Origin of the sequence: Acidovorax benzenivorans (assembly GCF_028680575.1) — a bacterium.
Classification (GTDB): Bacteria; Pseudomonadota; Gammaproteobacteria; order Burkholderiales; family Burkholderiaceae_C; genus Acidovorax; species Acidovorax benzenivorans.
Genome location: NZ_JAPCKI010000015.1, coordinates 71715 through 88071, shown reverse-complemented (window position 1 = coordinate 88071; position 16357 = coordinate 71715). Strand labels below are relative to the sequence as shown.

Annotated in this window: 14 protein-coding genes; 10 read left to right on the top strand and 4 right to left on the bottom strand. The window is 66.4% G+C overall.

The features are described from left to right. Positions 1-139: 139 nt before the first annotated feature. Both gcvP and OIN59_RS20075 read left to right on the top strand, forming a co-directional pair. A complete protein-coding gene (gene gcvP / locus OIN59_RS20080) occupies positions 140-3034 on the top strand; it encodes an aminomethyl-transferring glycine dehydrogenase (RefSeq protein WP_274113167.1) in 2895 nt (964 codons plus the stop codon). A 9-nt stretch (positions 3035-3043) separates the two neighbouring features. After that, the gene (locus OIN59_RS20075) at positions 3044-3655 is read left to right on the top strand and encodes a Crp/Fnr family transcriptional regulator (RefSeq protein ID WP_274113165.1); all 612 of its coding nucleotides are present in this window, start codon (positions 3044-3046) and stop codon (positions 3653-3655) included. 12 nt (positions 3656-3667) lie between these two features. On the opposite strand, the gene OIN59_RS20070 is transcribed toward OIN59_RS20075, so the two are convergent. Then, positions 3668-4330, bottom strand: a complete 663-nt coding sequence (locus tag OIN59_RS20070) for a c-type cytochrome (protein ID WP_274113164.1) — start codon at positions 4328-4330, stop codon at positions 3668-3670. Next, a complete protein-coding gene (gene soxC, locus OIN59_RS20065) occupies positions 4323-5561 on the bottom strand; it encodes a sulfite dehydrogenase (RefSeq protein ID WP_274113233.1) in 1239 nt (412 codons plus the stop codon). Before soxC ends, OIN59_RS20070 begins: the two co-directional genes overlap by 8 nt. A gap of 382 nt (positions 5562-5943) precedes the next feature. Between soxC and OIN59_RS20060 the strand changes: the two genes are divergently transcribed. The 4 genes from OIN59_RS20060 to OIN59_RS20045 are packed head-to-tail and all read left to right on the top strand — an operon-like array spanning position 5944 to position 10080. Next, complete coding sequence (locus OIN59_RS20060; protein WP_407655125.1) at positions 5944-6321, top strand: FKBP-type peptidyl-prolyl cis-trans isomerase; 378 nt, start codon at positions 5944-5946, stop codon at positions 6319-6321. A 4-nt stretch (positions 6322-6325) separates the two neighbouring features. Continuing rightward, a complete protein-coding gene (locus OIN59_RS20055; RefSeq protein WP_274113162.1) occupies positions 6326-7402 on the top strand; it encodes a MerR family transcriptional regulator in 1077 nt (358 codons plus the stop codon). A gap of 46 nt (positions 7403-7448) precedes the next feature. Beyond that, complete coding sequence (locus OIN59_RS20050; RefSeq protein WP_274113161.1) at positions 7449-8729, top strand: acyltransferase family protein; 1281 nt, start codon at positions 7449-7451, stop codon at positions 8727-8729. After that, the gene (locus tag OIN59_RS20045) at positions 8719-10080 is read left to right on the top strand and encodes an MFS transporter (protein ID WP_274113160.1); all 1362 of its coding nucleotides are present in this window, start codon (positions 8719-8721) and stop codon (positions 10078-10080) included. The genes OIN59_RS20050 and OIN59_RS20045 overlap by 11 nt, the downstream gene beginning before the upstream one ends. A 66-nt stretch (positions 10081-10146) precedes the next feature. Here OIN59_RS20045 and OIN59_RS20040 read toward each other — a convergent pair whose 3' ends face one another. Further along, the gene (locus OIN59_RS20040) at positions 10147-10803 is read right to left on the bottom strand and encodes an NAD(P)H-dependent oxidoreductase (protein ID WP_274113159.1); all 657 of its coding nucleotides are present in this window, start codon (positions 10801-10803) and stop codon (positions 10147-10149) included. 244 nt (positions 10804-11047) lie between these two features. Between OIN59_RS20040 and OIN59_RS20035 the strand changes: the two genes are divergently transcribed. Both OIN59_RS20035 and OIN59_RS20030 read left to right on the top strand, forming a co-directional pair. Continuing rightward, a complete protein-coding gene (locus OIN59_RS20035; protein ID WP_274113158.1) occupies positions 11048-13252 on the top strand; it encodes a PAS domain-containing hybrid sensor histidine kinase/response regulator in 2205 nt (734 codons plus the stop codon). Continuing rightward, positions 13239-13901 carry an RluA family pseudouridine synthase gene (locus tag OIN59_RS20030; protein WP_274113157.1) on the top strand — a complete coding sequence of 221 codons (663 nt, stop codon included), beginning with the start codon at positions 13239-13241 and terminating at the stop codon, positions 13899-13901. The genes OIN59_RS20035 and OIN59_RS20030 overlap by 14 nt, the downstream gene beginning before the upstream one ends. 72 nt (positions 13902-13973) lie before the next feature. On the opposite strand, the gene OIN59_RS20025 is transcribed toward OIN59_RS20030, so the two are convergent. Further along, positions 13974-14891 carry an EamA family transporter gene (locus OIN59_RS20025; RefSeq protein WP_274113156.1) on the bottom strand — a complete coding sequence of 306 codons (918 nt, stop codon included), beginning with the start codon at positions 14889-14891 and terminating at the stop codon, positions 13974-13976. A 75-nt stretch (positions 14892-14966) separates the two neighbouring features. Here OIN59_RS20025 and OIN59_RS20020 point away from each other — a divergent pair, with 75 nt between their 5' ends. Together OIN59_RS20020 and OIN59_RS20015 are read left to right on the top strand one after the other, a co-directional pair. Next, positions 14967-15482 (top strand): MarR family winged helix-turn-helix transcriptional regulator, encoded by a 516-nt coding sequence (locus OIN59_RS20020; protein WP_274113155.1) that lies wholly within the window; start codon positions 14967-14969, stop codon positions 15480-15482. Positions 15483-15521: 39 nt separating this feature from the next. Continuing rightward, on the top strand, positions 15522-16283 hold the full coding sequence (locus tag OIN59_RS20015) for an SDR family NAD(P)-dependent oxidoreductase (protein ID WP_274113154.1): 762 nt from the start codon (positions 15522-15524) through the stop codon (positions 16281-16283). Positions 16284-16357: the final 74 nt, after the last annotated feature.

The window sequence follows — 16357 nt, the reverse complement described above, 5'->3', positions numbered from 1 at the left end:
TTGGCACTTGGTCACTCTCCGGTTTCAAAAACCATAGCTGCCAGCGCTTGATTCCATTGGGTTTCAAGGCAAAAGTCCTTGAAACGCACAAAATACAAGCGCAAGCAGCTTCTCTTTTCATAGCACCCCTACGCCCGCCATGACTGCCGACCTGTCCACATCCCTGCCGTTGTCCGCGCTGGAAAACGCCGCCGAATTCCTGCCCCGCCACATCGGCATTGATGCGGCCGATGAAGCGCACATGCTCTCGGTGATTGGCGAGGCCTCGCGCCGCGCACTCATTGACTCCATCGTGCCGCGCTCCATCGCACGCAGCAGCGCCATGGACCTGCCGCCCGCCGCCGCCGAGGCCGCAGCGCTGGCCGAACTCAAGGCCATCGCGGGCAAGAACCAGTTGCTCAAGAGCTTCATCGGCCAGGGCTACTACGGCACGCACACCCCCGGCGTCATCCTGCGCAACATTCTGGAAAACCCCGCCTGGTACACCGCCTACACGCCCTACCAGGCCGAAATTTCGCAAGGCCGCATGGAAGCCCTGGTCAACTTCCAGACCATGGTGTGCGACCTCACCGGCATGCCGATTGCCAACGCATCGATGCTGGACGAGGCCACCGCCGCCGCCGAGGCCATGACGCTGGCCAAGCGCTCGGTGAAATCCAAGAGCAACGTGTTTGTGGTGGCGGGCGACGCACACCCGCAGACGATTGAAGTGATCCAGACCCGCGCCAAACCCCTGGGCCTGGAAGTGCGCCTGGCCAACTCGGCCGACGAATGGAACACCTTGCTGGATGGCGACTACTTTGCCGTGCTGGCCCAGTACCCCGCCACCAGCGGCCGCATCGACGACCTGCGCGCCGATGTGGAAAAGGCCCACGCCAAGCAGGCCGCCTTCATCGTGGCGGCCGATCTGCTGGCGCTGACCCTCATCACGCCACCCGGCGAACAAGGCGCCGACATCGTTGTGGGCACCACCCAACGCTTTGGCATGCCCATGGGCGCAGGTGGCCCCCACGCCGCTTACATGGCCTGCCGCGACGAATTCAAGCGCTCCATGCCAGGCCGCCTGGTGGGCGTCAGCGTTGATGTGCATGGCAAGCCCGCCTACCGCCTGGCCCTGCAAACACGCGAGCAACACATCCGCCGCGAAAAGGCCACCTCCAACATCTGTACGGCCCAGGTGCTGCCCGCCGTGGTTGCCAGCATGTATGCCGTGTACCACGGCCCTGAAGGCCTCAAGCGCATTGCGCAGCGTGTGGCCAGCTACACCGCCATCCTCACGCAAGGGCTGCAGCAACTGGGTGCGCCCGTGCGTGCACAGGCAACCTTCGACACCGTGAGCCTGCACACCCAAAACGCTACACAATCCATAGCTTCCAAGGCAATCAGCCTGGGCGCCAACCTGCGGATCTACTTCAAAGAGTACCTGTGCATCTCGCTGGACGAGACCACCACACGCGCCGACATCGAGCTGCTGTGGAAGATCTTCGCCAAGGACGGCCAGGCACTCCCCACCTTCGATGCCTTTGAAAAGGGAGTGGAGCCTCTCATTCCCGCCGAGTTGCGCCGCACCAGCAGCTATCTGACGCACCCGGTGTTCAACACCCACCACTCCGAAACCGGCATGCTGCGCTACATCCGCCAGCTGTCCGACAAGGACCTGGCGCTGGACCGCAGCATGATCCCGCTGGGCTCGTGCACCATGAAGCTCAACGCCACCAGCGAGATGATCCCCATCACCTGGCCCGAGTTCGCCAACGTGCACCCTTTTGCTCCCGCTGACCAGCTGGTGGGCTACAAGGAGCTGGACGAACAACTGCGCGCCTGGCTGTGCCAGGCCACAGGCTACGCTGGCATCAGCCTGCAACCCAACGCGGGTTCACAAGGCGAGTACGCCGGCCTGCTGGCCATCAAGGGCTTCCACGAGTCGCGCGGCGACGGTCATCGCAACATCTGCCTCATTCCCAGCAGCGCCCATGGCACCAACCCCGCCAGCGCCCAGATGGCCGGCATGCAGGTGGTGGTGACCGCTTGCGACGCCAGCGGCAACGTGGACCTGGTAGACCTGAAAGCCAAGTGCGAGCAGCACAGCGCGAACCTCGCGGCGGTCATGATCACTTACCCCAGCACCCACGGCGTGTTTGAAACCAGCGTCAAAGAGCTGTGCGCCCTGGTGCACAGCCATGGCGGCCGCGTGTATGTGGACGGCGCCAACATGAACGCCCTGGTGGGTGTGGCCGCCCCTGGCGAGTTCGGCGGCGATGTGAGCCACCTGAACCTGCACAAGACCTTCTGCATTCCCCATGGCGGCGGCGGCCCCGGCGTGGGCCCCGTGTGCGTGGTGCAAGACCTGGTGCCCTTCCTGCCCGGCCATGCCACAGCAGGCGTAGCGGGTGGCGTGGGTGCCGTCAGCGCCGCCCCGCTGGGCAATGCCGCCGTACTGCCCATCAGCTGGATGTATATCCGCATGATGGGCGCGGACGGCCTGCAGGCCGCTACCGAGACGGCGATCCTCAGTGCCAACTACATCAGCGCCCGCCTCAAGGACCACTACCCCACGCTGTACGCGAGCGAAAACGGCCATGTGGCCCATGAGTGCATCCTGGACCTGCGTGGCCTCAAGGAAACCAGCGGCGTGATGGCCGAAGACGTGGCTAAGCGCCTCATCGACTACGGCTTCCACGCGCCCACGCTGAGCTTCCCCGTGCCCAACACGCTGATGGTGGAGCCCACCGAGAGCGAAACCCTGTTCGAACTGGACCGCTTCATCGACGCGATGATCGCCATCCGCGAAGAGGTCCGCCAGATCGAAAACGGCGCCTTGCCGCAAGACAACAACCCGCTCAAGAACGCACCACACACCGCCGAAAGCCTGCTGAGTGGCGAATGGGCCCGCCCCTACACCCGCGAGGCCGCAGCCTACCCAGTGGCCGCGCTGCGCAGCAACAAATACTGGTCGCCCGTGGGCCGCGTGGACAACGTGTGGGGTGACCGCAACCTGAGCTGCAGCTGCATCCCGGTGGCGGACTACGCCTGACGGGTGGGTGTGAAGCCAGCGGCCAGCGCCTGCACCGTCTGCCAGCCCCCCGCGCTGGAGGCCCTGCTGCAGACCACCCCGGCCCTGGCTGCACTGTGGCAGGCCTTGCCCCGCCGCCAATTCAGCGCGGGCGCGGTGCTGCAGGTCGCAGGCGAGGCCAGCACGCGGTGCTGGCACCTGCGTAGCGGCATGGTGCGGTTTTTCTACTTGAACGAACACGGCACCGAGCGCAACCGATCCTTTCACGGCCCTGGGCACTGGGTGGCTGGCAGCCCGCCGCCGCTGACCCTGCCCAGCCCCTACGCCATAGAGACGCTCGCCCCGGTCGAAGCGGTGGAACTGGCGTATTCGACCTTGCAACAGTGGCAGAGCCACTTTCCCCACATCGGGCCGCCGCTGGAGCAAGCCCTAGGCTATGTCTTCCAGCAACAAGCCCAACGCGAGGCCGATCTGCTGAGCCACCCACCCGAGGTGCGCTACCAGTCCTTTCTGGCCGCGCACGGCGAGTTGGCCCTGCACCTGCCGCAACACCACGTGGCGAGCTACCTGGGCATTTCGCCCGTATCGCTGTCGCGCATCCGCGCCCGGCTGGGCATGGTGGACACAGCGCGCAACGGCTGAAACACCCAGACCTCACCGCGCCAGCGGCCACGCACTAACGGTGCGAGCCCGCCCCGGCATCACCACCTGGGGCAAGCTTTCCTTGTCCATCACCGCGTTGGCGGCCACCAGTCCGTTCCAGTGCAGCAGGTGGGCCGTCACGGCATACACCTCGTCATCGCTCAGGCTCTTGGGCGCGTACAGCGGCATGCCCCGGCGCACATAGTCGAACACGGTGGTGGCATACGGCCACATCGCCCCCACCGAGAGCACCTGCAACGGGTATTTGCGCACGCGCAGGGGTCGCAGCGGATCGGTCCAGCCGATGAAGCCATCCGTGCCCACCAGGCGCGCGGCGGGCCCCTCGATGCCCTGCGCACCGTGGCAGGCCGCGCAGTGCATCGCATACAGCCTGGCGCCCTGCCCCACGCTGCCTCGGCCCGCCGGCAGGTTGCGGCCATCGGGGAAGATAGTGATGGCATACCGCTCCACCTCAGCAGGCGCAGCGGGTAGCCCCAAGCCGATAACCTGCGGCGGCAGCGAGGAAGGCGCCGCAGCGGTCTGCGTTTCGCTGGCCCAGCCCACACTCAGCAGCCCCACAAACGCCGCCACAACCGCAGCCCTGACCGTAGCAACACCCCGTCGCAGAGCGGCCCGTAAGCCGGGCTGTAGTCGGCAGCAATCGTTTTCATGCATACAGGTTCTCCACCCGGCCGTCGACCTGCACGCGCCAGGCCTGCACCGCGTTGTAGTGGTTGAACGAGTGCATGGCGTAGCGCCGCTTCCATTCGCTGCGCAGCGGCTGGGTGCGGCCTTGTTCATCGGTGGCCCGGCTCATCAGCTCAGCCCGGTGGCCTCTCCATTGCCAGGGCAGCGTGAACCGGGTGAAGGCCCGGTCTAGCACCGGCGCATGCAGCTGCGCCGGTGTCCAGCTGCGCCCCCCGTCCACCGACACATCCACCCGCGCGATACGCCCCCGGCCTGACCAAGCCAGGCCCGAGATTTCATAGAACCCATGGGGCTCGTGGAGCCGCTGCTGCCCCGAGGGATGCGTGATCACCGACTTGACCTCCATGTGGAAAGCAAAGCGTTCGATGCCCCCGTCGGCCAGCACCTGTGTGTACAGGCCCGACTCGTCTTTGGTGTAGGCGGGGGCGTCGGTCACCTCCAGCCGGTGTAGCCATTTGATGTTGACGTTGCCCTCCCAGCCGGGCATGAACAGGCGCATGGGGTAGCCCTGTGAGGGCCGCAGGCGCTCGCCGTTCTGGAAGAGTGCCACCATGCCGTCTTCGAGCAGCGCCTTCAGCGGCAGGCTGCGGCTGTGCGACCCACCGTCGGCGCCTTCGGCCACCACCCACTGCGCGGTGTCCTTGAGACCCGCCTCGCGCAGCAGGTAGGACAACGGCACGCCCGTCCATTCCGAGCAGGACACCTCGCCTGCGATTTCGCCCAGGGTCTGATCCAGCGCGGTGGGCGACAGCGCATTGGCCGCAGAATTACCCGCACATTCCAGAAAATGCACGCGACTGACCATGGGGTAGCGCAGTAAGCGCTCCAGATCAAAGCGCAGCGGCTGGTTTACCAGGCCGTGCAGAAGCAGCACGTGCCGCCTCGGGTCGATCTCTGGCACACCGTTGTGATGCACCGCAAAATGCAGCCCGCTGGGGGTGATGACGCCGCGCTGGCGCTGCAACGGCGTGCGCCACACCGGAAAGCCTGCGGTCATCGACAGCGCGCGTTCCACATGCGCCTCCTCGGGTGCGGGCAGGCCGTAGGCCAGGTCTGCACCGCCTGGGCGGGCCATGGGTTCAGGCAGGCTTGTAGCCAACGGCGGCGCGGCCTGCCCGGCAGCGCTGGCCCCACCAACCGCCAACGCGCCCAAAAACTCCCTCCGGCCCAGCTGCTTTGGGCCCCCATTTGAAAACATGTCCACGCCCCGCATTCATCTACCAGCGGCGCCCATCGGCCGCAGCGGCAGTGTTGCTGCGGCCCAGGCGTAGCGCATTAACAGGTGTTAACGCGCCCGCAACGGATGGGCGATAGGGCGCGTCACCATTCCATTCCCCCATGCGCAAGCCATTCAGGCCGTGCAGTGCCTGGCGGCGTCTGCTGTGTCGCGTGGCGTTCCCATAGATCACTGCCTGGTCCAGCGAACCAACCCAAGCAGCGGCCCTATACACTTGCACGCCGCCCACGCGGCTGTCGCTGCGCAGGCGCTTATGCCGCAGGCAACCTTTTATTCATCCTCTTCCTTTTTACTCTTTCAAGGGACACCCGTGCGCTTTTCCACCGTCCTCGTATTCGCCGGCCTGCTGGCCAGCCCCTTTGCCTTTTCCCACGCCCAATCCCAGCCCGTCACCACGGCCAGCGGGCTGGTCTATGAGTCCCTAAAGGACGGCACGGGCGGCTCGCCCAAAGCCACCGACACCGTCAAGGTGCATTACAAGGGCACGTTCCTGGACGGCAAGGAGTTCGACAGCTCCTACAAGCGCGGCGAACCCACCTCGTTTCCGCTCAACGGCGTGATTCCCTGCTGGACCGAAGGCGTGCAACGCATGAAGCCAGGCGGCAAGGCCAAGCTGACCTGCCCGCCCGGCATTGCCTATGGCGCCCGGGGAGCCGGTGGCGTGATCCCACCCAACGCCACGCTGAACTTCGAGATCGAACTCCTCTCCATCGGCCGCTGAACCCATGCTGCTCAAGGTCGGTGATCTCGCGCGGCGCACCGGCCTCACGGTGCGCACGCTGCACCACTACGACGAGATCGGCCTGCTCAAGCCCTCGGGCCGGTCTGACGCGGGGTATCGCCTGTACAGCCAGGCCGATGTGCAGCGACTGCATGGCATCCAGACCATGCGCCAGATGGGCTTGGCGCTCAGCGACATCGCCGAGTTGCTGGCGGGCGAAGGGGTGGCGCCCCAGCGCATCATTGGTCAGCAGATCCGTGCGCTGGACCAGCAGATCACCCAGGCCACCGAACTGCGCGGGCGCCTGACCATGCTGCGCGACGGCCTCATGGCCGGTGCCGAGCCTGATATGGGTAACTGGCTGGAAGCGCTCGCGCTCATGACCACCTATGGCAAATACTTCAGCACCACAGAACTCAAGCAGATCTTCACCAACTGGAGCCTGATCGAAGCCGACTGGATGGTTGTCAAGGACCTGGTGCGCAGCGCCATGGACCGCCAGCTGCAGCCCGACACGCCCGAGATGCAGGCACTTGCCTACCGCTGGATGGCACTGATGCTGCACTGGATGGGGGGCGATCTGGACCTGCTGGAGCGCTGGGGCCACATGTTCCGCACCGAGCCCAGCGCCCAGGGGCGCAACCACGCACCACCCGGCGACATGATCGAGTATGTGGAAACAGCCATCAAGCTGCGGCTGGCCTTGCTGGAGAAGTACCTGACCCGCGACGACCTGCGCACACTGGGCCACGTGCCACACACCGCCTGGGCGGCGTTGGAGCGCGACGTACAGCAGTTGCTGGCCCGCCAAGTGCCCACAGACCATGCCGATGCGGCGGCGGCCGCCCTGCGCTGGAATGCGCTGTTCGACCAGCTGAGCCGCGGCGATGCGCAATTGCGCCAGAAGCTGCTCACGGCGTCGGCCAACGAGCCGCTGTTGCAAGCAGGCTCACCCCTCAGTGCCCCCGTGCGCACCTACCTGCAGGCGGCGCTGGCGCAAGCGATGCCGACCCCTGCCGTGGCGCCGCTGAGGTCTCCGCGCACCGCTGAGACGATCACACAGTCTCCAAAAAACCACTGAAAAGTGCTTGACCCTCACGCAACGTGAGGCCCCACAGTCGGCCCCCATGAACGGATCGACTTCCTCCCCCGGCCCCTCCACCCCCACCCGGCGGGTGCACGCCCTGGACAACCTGCGCGCCACCATGATGTGGCTGGGCATCGTGCTGCATGTCTCGGTCATCTACATGAGCCGGCCCTCACCCCTGCCCTGGCACGACGACCAGTCCAGCTCTCTGGCAGACCTGCTGGTGGCTGTGATTCATGCCTTCCGCATGCCCTTGTTTTTTATCCTCGCCGGGTTCTTTGTGGCGGCGCTGGTGCACCGGCATGGGCTGACCGGCATGGTGCGCAACCGGCTGCGCCGCCTGGGCCTGCCGTTTGCGCTGTTCTGGCCACCGCTGTTCGTCGCTTGCGCGCTGCTCGGGCTGCTGTTCCTGCACCGCATGGCCTATGGCACCTGGGGTGTGGATCGCAGCCTGTTGCCCCGAGGCCCCAACGTGCCCCAGGGCCCAGCCACCATGCACCTGTGGTTTTTGTGGATGCTGCTGTGGCTGGCGGTTCTGACGCCGGTGGCATGGACTGCCGTGCGCGCCTTGCCCGCAGCGGTGCAGCAGGCGCTGCAGCGCTGTGCCCTCTGGCTGGGTGGAACCCCTTTGGGCCTGGTGGTGCTCACGCTGCCGCTGGCCTGGATTGGCGCGGGCTACGACCATGGCATCGTCACGCCCAACGGGTCTTTCTTGCCGCCTTTGGCGGAGTGGATTCACAACGGACTGTTCTACAGCTTCGGCCTGTGCCTGCACGTGCACCGCAAGGCGCTGATGGCGCGCTACGAACGGCACTGGCCTGCGCTGGCGGGCCTGGGGCTGGTGGGCTTTCTGGTCACTGCGCTGCTGTCCGAGGTCCTGGCACAGCCGGAGGCATCGGCCTTTGCGCTGGTCCTGGTCACCGGGGCTTTTACCGACGTGCTGGCCACGCCCGTGTCTGCCACCCGGCACCTGCAGTTCTGGATGGCATTGGCCTACAACAGCGCATCGTGGCTCTGGAGCTTTGCACTGATTGGGCTCTTTCTGCGCCATGTCGGCCAGCCCCGCGCCTGGCTGGCCTACCTGGCCGACAGCTCGTACTGGGTGTACCTCGTGCATCTGCCGCTCACGATCGGCCTGGGTGCGCTGCTGTACGGCCTGCCGATTCCGGCCCTGGCCAAGATGCTGATCAACGTGCTGGCCACCACCGCCCTGTGCCTTGCCAGCTACCACCTGTGCGTGCGTTTTACCGCCGTGGGCCGATGGCTCACCAGGCGGGCGCACATCCGTCACTCTTTAGGAGACCCTGTCCATGCGACCTGACACCGCACCCCACCCTGCCCACCCACCCGGTACGGGCCCTGCAAGTCCGTCCGCAGACCCGCGCGCCGCGCTGCTGCAGGACCGCAACTTCCGCTGGATGATTGGCGGCTCAGCCCTATCCATGCTGGGCGACCAGTTCACGCTGATCGCGCTGCCCTGGCTGGTGCTGCAGATGACTGGTGACACCCTGGTGCTGGGCACCGTGTTGGCCCTCATCAGCGTGCCGCGCGCACTGTTCATCCTGATCGGTGGCGCGCTGGTGGACCGCCATTCGCCCAAGCAGGTGCTGATGATCACCAAATACGTCAACCTGGTGCTGCTGGCCGCACTGGCGGGGCTGGTGTTTGCGGGCACGCTGTCGCTGTGGATGGTGTACGCGCTGTCGCTGGGCATTGGCCTGGCCACGGCCTTCAGCATTCCTGCAGGCACGGCCATGATGCCGTCCGTGGTGGCGCGCCCTCAGTTGCAGGCCGCCAACGGCATCAGCCTGGGCCTGCGGCAGTTGACGATGTTCCTGGGGCCCTTGCTGGCGGGGCTGTTGATTGCACTGTTTGGTGCGGGCGACGCGATCAAGGCTGCCTCCGATGCACCAGCCCATGCCAACGCCACCGGCATCGGCCTGGCCTTTGCGCTCGATGCGCTGAGCTTCGCCGTGTCTGCCTGGACGCTCTCCAACGTGCAGACGCATGCGGGCATGTCGCCCCCCGCCGCTGCGCCGCAAGCGGTGCTGGCCTCGGTGGCGCAGGGCCTGGGCCACTTCTGGCGCGACAGCGAGCTGCGCACCTGCTTCTTGTACTGGAGCGCCATCGCCCTGTTCATCATGGGCCCTATCCACATCGCCATCCCGGTGCTGGCCAGCAGCAGCCCCCAGCTGGGTGCCGCCGCCTTCGGCATCATCGTGGGCGCCCATGGCGCGGGCACGCTGCTGGGCATGGTGGTGTCGGGCATGGTGCCCCGGCTGCGGTTCGGCAGCCTGGGCCTGACCATTTTGGCGTTCGATGCCATCATCGGTGCGTTGTTCATGCCCATGGGGCTGATCACCGCCGTGTGGCAAGGTGCGGCGCTGATGCTGGTCATCGGCCTGCTCGGCGGCTTCATGCAGGTGAGCGTGTTCACCTGGATCCAGCAGCGCGTACCACCCGCTCTGCTGGGCCGCGCGATGAGCCTGTTCATGTTCATCTTCATGGGCCTGGCCCCCATTTCCGCAGCCGTCACCGGCTGGGTGATGAAAAGCGTCACGCTGCCCCAGCTATTTGCGGCCAGCGGCGGCACGCTGGTGGTGCTGGCTGCGCTGGCCTTGGTGCTGACGCCCATGCGCCGCGTAACGGATGCGGCGCCTGCCATGCGCTGATGCCGCACACGCAAAAAAGGCCGGGCAGCTGCTGCCCGGCCTTGTTGATGCCTGAAAGCGAACGACTCAGACTTCGGTCACGAACTGCTCGCGGGGGCGGCGCACCTTCTTCAGGCTCACCAGCCAGTCGCCTTCATCGGCACGGTAGCCCAGCGGCAGGATGGACACGCTGCGCAGGCCACGTGCACGCAGACCCAGGATCTCATCGAGCGCGTTGGGATCGAAGCCTTCCATGGGGGTGGAATCCACCTCTTCAAACGCGGCGGCAATCAGCGCTGCGCTCATGCCGATGTAGGCCTGGCGTGCCGCGTGTTGAAAGTTGAGCTCGGCATCGCGCTGGGGGTAGCTGCTCAGCAGCATCTGGCGGTAGTTTTCCCAGCCTTCGTTCTTGAAGCCACGCTGGTCATTGGTCAGGTCAAACATCATGTTGATGCGGTCGGCGGTGTAGTTGTCCCACGCGGCAAACACCAGCAAGTGCGAGCCGTCGGTGATCTGCGCCTGGTTCCATGCGATGGGCTGGATGCGGGCGCGCACTGCGGGGTCGGTCACCACGATGATCTCGAACGGCTGCAGGCCGCTGGAAGTAGGTGCCAGGCGCGCGGCTTCGAGAATGCGCTCCACCTTGTCCTGCGGAACCGCCTTGGCGGGGTTCATCTTCTTGGCAGCGTAGCGCCATTGCAGCTTGTTCAGCAGGGGTTGGGCGGCGGATGTGTCGATGGTCATGGCAAGGTCCTGAAAGAGGTGATGGATCGATGGATGCGTTGATGGTGGAACTGTAGGCACCAGGCTTCGGTTCGGTAAGCCCTGCCGAAGAAAAGGATTGTTCGCAATTCATCAACAATCGATCCGGTGGCACGCTGTAATCAGGCGTTTTGGCGCAGATGCCATCACGTGTCCCCCAGACAGGCGGGCGTACACTCATGCGCAGTGATTGCCCGGGTGAGCCCCCGGCTGAACGCGCACCTTCATGAGTGAACCCGACCTGTCTTTTCTGGACCCTGCAGGCCGCCAAAGTGCAGCCGCAGAGCCCGCGCCGCGCCCGCCCGCCCCCCATCCCCGCACCCCCGGCGCATCGGCGGAGGGCCTGGTGGCCGAGCTGCGCGCCTACCAGGGCGAGCTGGAAAACCAGAACAAGGTGCTGCGCTACAGCCAGGCCGTGGCCGAGAGCGCGTACGAACGCTTCGAGACCCTGTTTGCCAGCGTGCCCCTGGCCCTCATGGTGGTGGACGACCAAGACATGGTGGTGCAGGCCAACTCGATGGCGCACCGGTCCTTCCAGCCCACCGAACGCGACCGGCCCCTGACCGCGCTGATGCCCTTTGTGTGCCCACAAGACGCCGCCCGCGTGCGCGAGGCCTTTGCCCAAGCACAGGACCTGGGGCACAGCGAGGTCAAGGAGGTGGTGTTCACCATCAGCGATGCCACGCGCATCACCGGCGACCTGCACATCGCCCACATCGACGCGCCGCAGACCAGCGGCCCGCCGCTGTCGCAGTTCTTGTGCGCCGTGATCGACCAGGGCCCGCTGCTGGCCGAGCGCCAGGCGCTGCAGCACAGCGCCGAGACCCTGCAGCAGCGCAACGAGCAGATCCGCGCCAGCGAAAAGCGGCTGGAGGCCGTCATCAACTCCGCGCTGGACGCCATCATCTGCGTGGACCAGCACCAGCGCATCACCGTGTTCAACCCCACGGCGGCGGCGCTGTTCCAGTGCAGCGCCAGCGACGCGCTGGGCAGCACCCTGGACCGTTTTCTGCCCGACGCAGCGCAGGCCCTCGCGTTTGCCCAGCTCACCACGCAGGCCCTGCTGGGCGAGATGACCGCGCTGACCGCCAGCGGCAAAGAGCTGGCGGTGGAGGTCAGTGTGTCGTTCGAGCGCCATGCCGACGGCGAGACCACCACCGTGTTCGCGCGCGACCTCACCGGTCGCAAGAAGGCCGAGGCGCACCGCAATGAGCTGGAAGCCCAGCTGCGCGAGTCGCACAAGATGCAGGCCGTGGGCACCATGGCCGGGGGCATTGCGCACGACTTCAACAACATCCTGGGCGCCATCCTGGGCAATGTGGAACTGGCCAAAGCCGACTGCGTGCCAGGCTCGCCCGTGCTGGAGAGCCTGCTGGAGATCGACAAGGCTGGCCGCCGCGCGCGCGACCTGGTGCGCCAGATCCTCACCTTCAGCCGCAACGAGCCGCCACAGCGCTCGGCCGTGTCGCTGGCCGAAGTGGTGCACGACACCGAGCGCCTGTTGCGCGTCACCCTGCCCCCGGCCATTGAGCTGCACATGCAGCTGCAGGCAGGCCTGCCACCGGTGCTGGCCGATGCCACACAGGTCGAGCAAGCCTTGCTCAATCTGTGCACCAACGCAGTCCATGCCATTCAGAGCCAGGGCGCCGAGCGCGGCAGCATCCACGTAGAGGCCGCCACGGTGCAGCCCGACCAGCGCCTGACCGAGCGCCTGGGCCTCGCGCCCATCGACTACGTGGCACTGACGGTGCGCGACACCGGCCCCGGCATGGACGCGGCCCTGCTTGCGCGCATCTTCGAGCCCTTCTTCACCACCAAGCCCGTGGGCCAGGGCACCGGCCTGGGCCTGGCGGTGGTGCATGGCGTGATGCGCACGCACGAAGGCGGCGTGGATGTGCAAAGCGCGCCAGGCCAGGGCAGCCGCTTCACGCTGTACTTTCCGGTGGCCACCGGTGCGGGTGCGCAGCTCAGCCCTGCCGCGCAGGCGGCACCGCTGGCGGCCACGGGCTCTGCGCCAGTGGCCGCCGAAGCCCCCAGCAGTGCACCGGGCAAGAAGCACCACGTGATGTACGTGGACGACGACCAGGCCCTGGTCTTTTTGGTGCAACGCCTGTTGCGCCGACGGGGCTACGAGGTCAGCGGCTACACCGACCCGCACGAGGCCACAGCCGCGCTACGGGCCGCCCCGCAGGCCTATGACCTGCTGGTCACCGACTACAACATGCCCGGCTTTTGTGGCGTGGACCTGGTGCGCGAGGCCCGCCTCATCCGCCCCGACCTGCCCGTGGCCCTGGCCTCGGGCTATGTGACGGCAGAGATCGAACAGGCCGCGCTGGCCGAAGGCGCCCAGGCCTTGATCCATAAACCCAACGACGTGGAAGAACTCTGCGCCACCGTGCAGCGCCTGATCGTGGGCCATGACCCTGCCTGAACCCGTGGCAGTTGGCGTAGAGGCGCTGTACGAAGACGACGACCTGCTGGTGCTGTGCAAGCCCTCGGGCCTGCTGTGCGTGCCCGGCCGGGGCCCCGACAAGCAAGACTGCCTGAGCGCCCGCGCCCAGCAGCGCTGGCCCGGGGCACTCATCGTGCACCGGCTGGACCAGGCCACATCGGGCCTGGTGCTCATGGCCCGCCACATCGACGCACAGCGACGCCTGAGCCACGCCTTTGCCGAGCGCCAAGTGCACAAGCGCTACCAGGCCGTGGTGCAGGGGCTGCTGGGCACGGCTGACGGCAACTGGAGCGAGATCGACTTGCCCATCGCTGCCGACTGGGAGCGCCGCCCGCTGCGCGTCATCGACCATGCCGTGGGCAAACCCAGCCTGACCCGCTGGCGCGCCCTGGCGCACGATGCGGCGGCCCAGACCACCCGCATCGAACTGGAGCCCATCACCGGCCGCACCCACCAGCTGCGTGTGCACCTGGCCGCCATTGGCCACCCCATCCTGGGCGACGCGCTGTACGCCGATGCCGCCACACTGGCGCAAGCCCCGCGCCTGCTGCTGCATGCCAGTCATCTGGCCTTTGCGCACCCCACCACCAGGGAGCAGGTAGCGCTGGAGTGGGCGGCCGATTTCTAGCCAAATTGCCCGTTAGCGCTAGTGGAATAAGCACCAAACGCTATCTATTCAATAGCAAACAATATTTGCTGGTCAGCGCCCGGCCGGCGGCACGGCGCGCGACATCGCCCACTGCACCGCCAGGATGCTCGCCAGCACCACCAGCATGCCCATCAGCGACACGCCCGTCATGGACTGCCCCAGCAGTGCCCAACCCAACAGCACGGCCGTGACGGGGCTCAGCAGCCCCAGCGACGACACAGCCACCGACGGCAAGCGCGCAATGCCACGGAACCACAGCGCATAGGCCACCAGCGCACCCGCCAGGCTGAGGTACAGATAACCCGCGATGTTGGTGGGGGTGAGCGCAGGCAAAGGCGGGTCCACCGCCCAGGCCACAGGCGCCAGCATCACGCCGCCCGCCAACAACTGCCAGCCGGTAAACGCCAGCACCGGCAGGTCAGACCGCCAGCGCCGCGACCAGAACGTGCCTGCCGCCATGCACAACGTGCCCACCAGCGCGGCGGCCACACCCACCATGTCCCAGCGCGCACCGGGCGACAACAGCAGCGCCGCCATGCCCAGCACACCCAGCGCCCCGGCCACCAGCGCCAGCCCGGGCGGTCGCCGGTGGTCCAGCGCCCAGGTCAGGCCCATCACCACCAGTGGCCCCACGGCCCCCACCACCGCGGCCACGCCACCGGGCAACCGGTAAGCCGCCACAAACAGCAGCGCCTGGAACACGCCAATGTTCAACGCCGCCAGCACCAACAGGCGCCGCCACCCCACCCAGTCGCCCCAGGCCGGCCAGCGGCGGCACCACAACACCAGCAGCAAACCGGCAGGCAAGGTGCGCAGCAGCGCGGCGGTAAAAGGCCTGTCGGGCGGCAGCAGCTCAGTGGTAACGATGTAGGTCGAGCCCCAGATGACCGGCCCGAGGGCCGTGGTGAGCGCATCCAACCAGGCAACAGAACGTGCTGAAGAACTTTCAAAAGAACGTGCAGAAGTCATTTATTTATCTTTATATCAAGACAAAAACTCTACCATACAATCTCGAATTCAAGATAAATCAACCCACACACCCTCATGGTCACCACACGCCAACCCGATGCCGTCGATGCCATCCTGGCCCAGTGGCAACGCGAGCGCCCCGACCTGGACGCCAGCCCCATGGGCCCCATCGGGCGCATCAAGCGCTGCGCCGTGCTGCTGGAGCGGCGGCTCGACGAAACCTTTGCCGAGTTCGGCCTGAGCAGTTGGGAGTTCGACATGCTGGCCACGCTGCGCCGCAGTGGCGCACCCTACTGCCTGGCCCCGACCACGCTGTTCTCCACCCTCATGGTCACCTCTGGCACCATGACGCATCGCATGACCAAGCTTGAGGCCCAAGGCTGGATCGAACGCCTGCCCAACCCCGCCGACGCACGCAGCTCGCTGGTGCAGCTCACGCCCCAGGGGCTGGAACTGATCGACCGCGCCGTGGAAGCCCATGTGGCCAACGAACACCGCATCCTCTCAGCCCTCAAGGCGGCCGACCTGGCGGCGCTGGACACGCGGCTGGCACTGCTGCTGGCTGCGCTGGAGTCTCCCCCGCGCCTGTAGCAGTACCCGGACCTGTGTACTGCGCAGTAACATGGCGGGATGCCTCAAAACCACCTCTACATCCTCACCGGCGCATCGCGCGGCATGGGCCTGGCCATGGCCCAGCAGCTTTTGCGCAGCGGCAACACCCTGATCTGCATCGCGCGCAGTGCCAATGACGACCTGGCCACCGAGGCCCGGGCCGCAGGCGTCACCCTCGAACAGTGGCAACAAGACCTGTCGCAGGGCGAGCAGGCCGCCCACAAGCTGCAAGCGTGGCTGCAAGCCCAAGGCCCACAGGCGTTTGCCAGCGCCACCCTCATCAACAACGCGGGCATGATCCCGCGCATTGCGCCGCTGTCAGGCAGCGATGTGGACGACCTGGCCACCGCCCTGCGTGTAGGGTTGGAGGCGCCCATGCAGCTGACCGCCGCGTTTCTGGGCGCAACGGACAGCTGGACGGTACCCCGCAAGGTGCTCAACATCTCCTCAGGCCTGGGCCGCCGGGCCATGGCCTCACAGGCCGCGTACTGCGCCGCCAAGGCGGGCATGGACCATTTCACGCGCTGCGTGGCGCTGGACGAAGCCATCAAGCCCCATGGTGCCAAGGTATGCTCGCTGGCTCCCGGTGTGATCGACACCGACATGCAGGTCCAGCTGCGCGGTGCCGACCCGGCCGCCTTCCCGGACCGCCAGAATTTCGCCAACCTCAAGACGGGTGGCCAGCTCACATCGCCTGCCGACGCCGCTATCCGCGTGCTCGCCTGGCTGGAGCGCGCAGACTTCGGCACCAACCCAGTGGCCGATGTCAGGGATGCATGAAGCCCAGATACTCCTGTTTTTATAGCTACTCGCGCATTATGGACAAGCGCTAGCGGCCAATTTGACCTGAAATT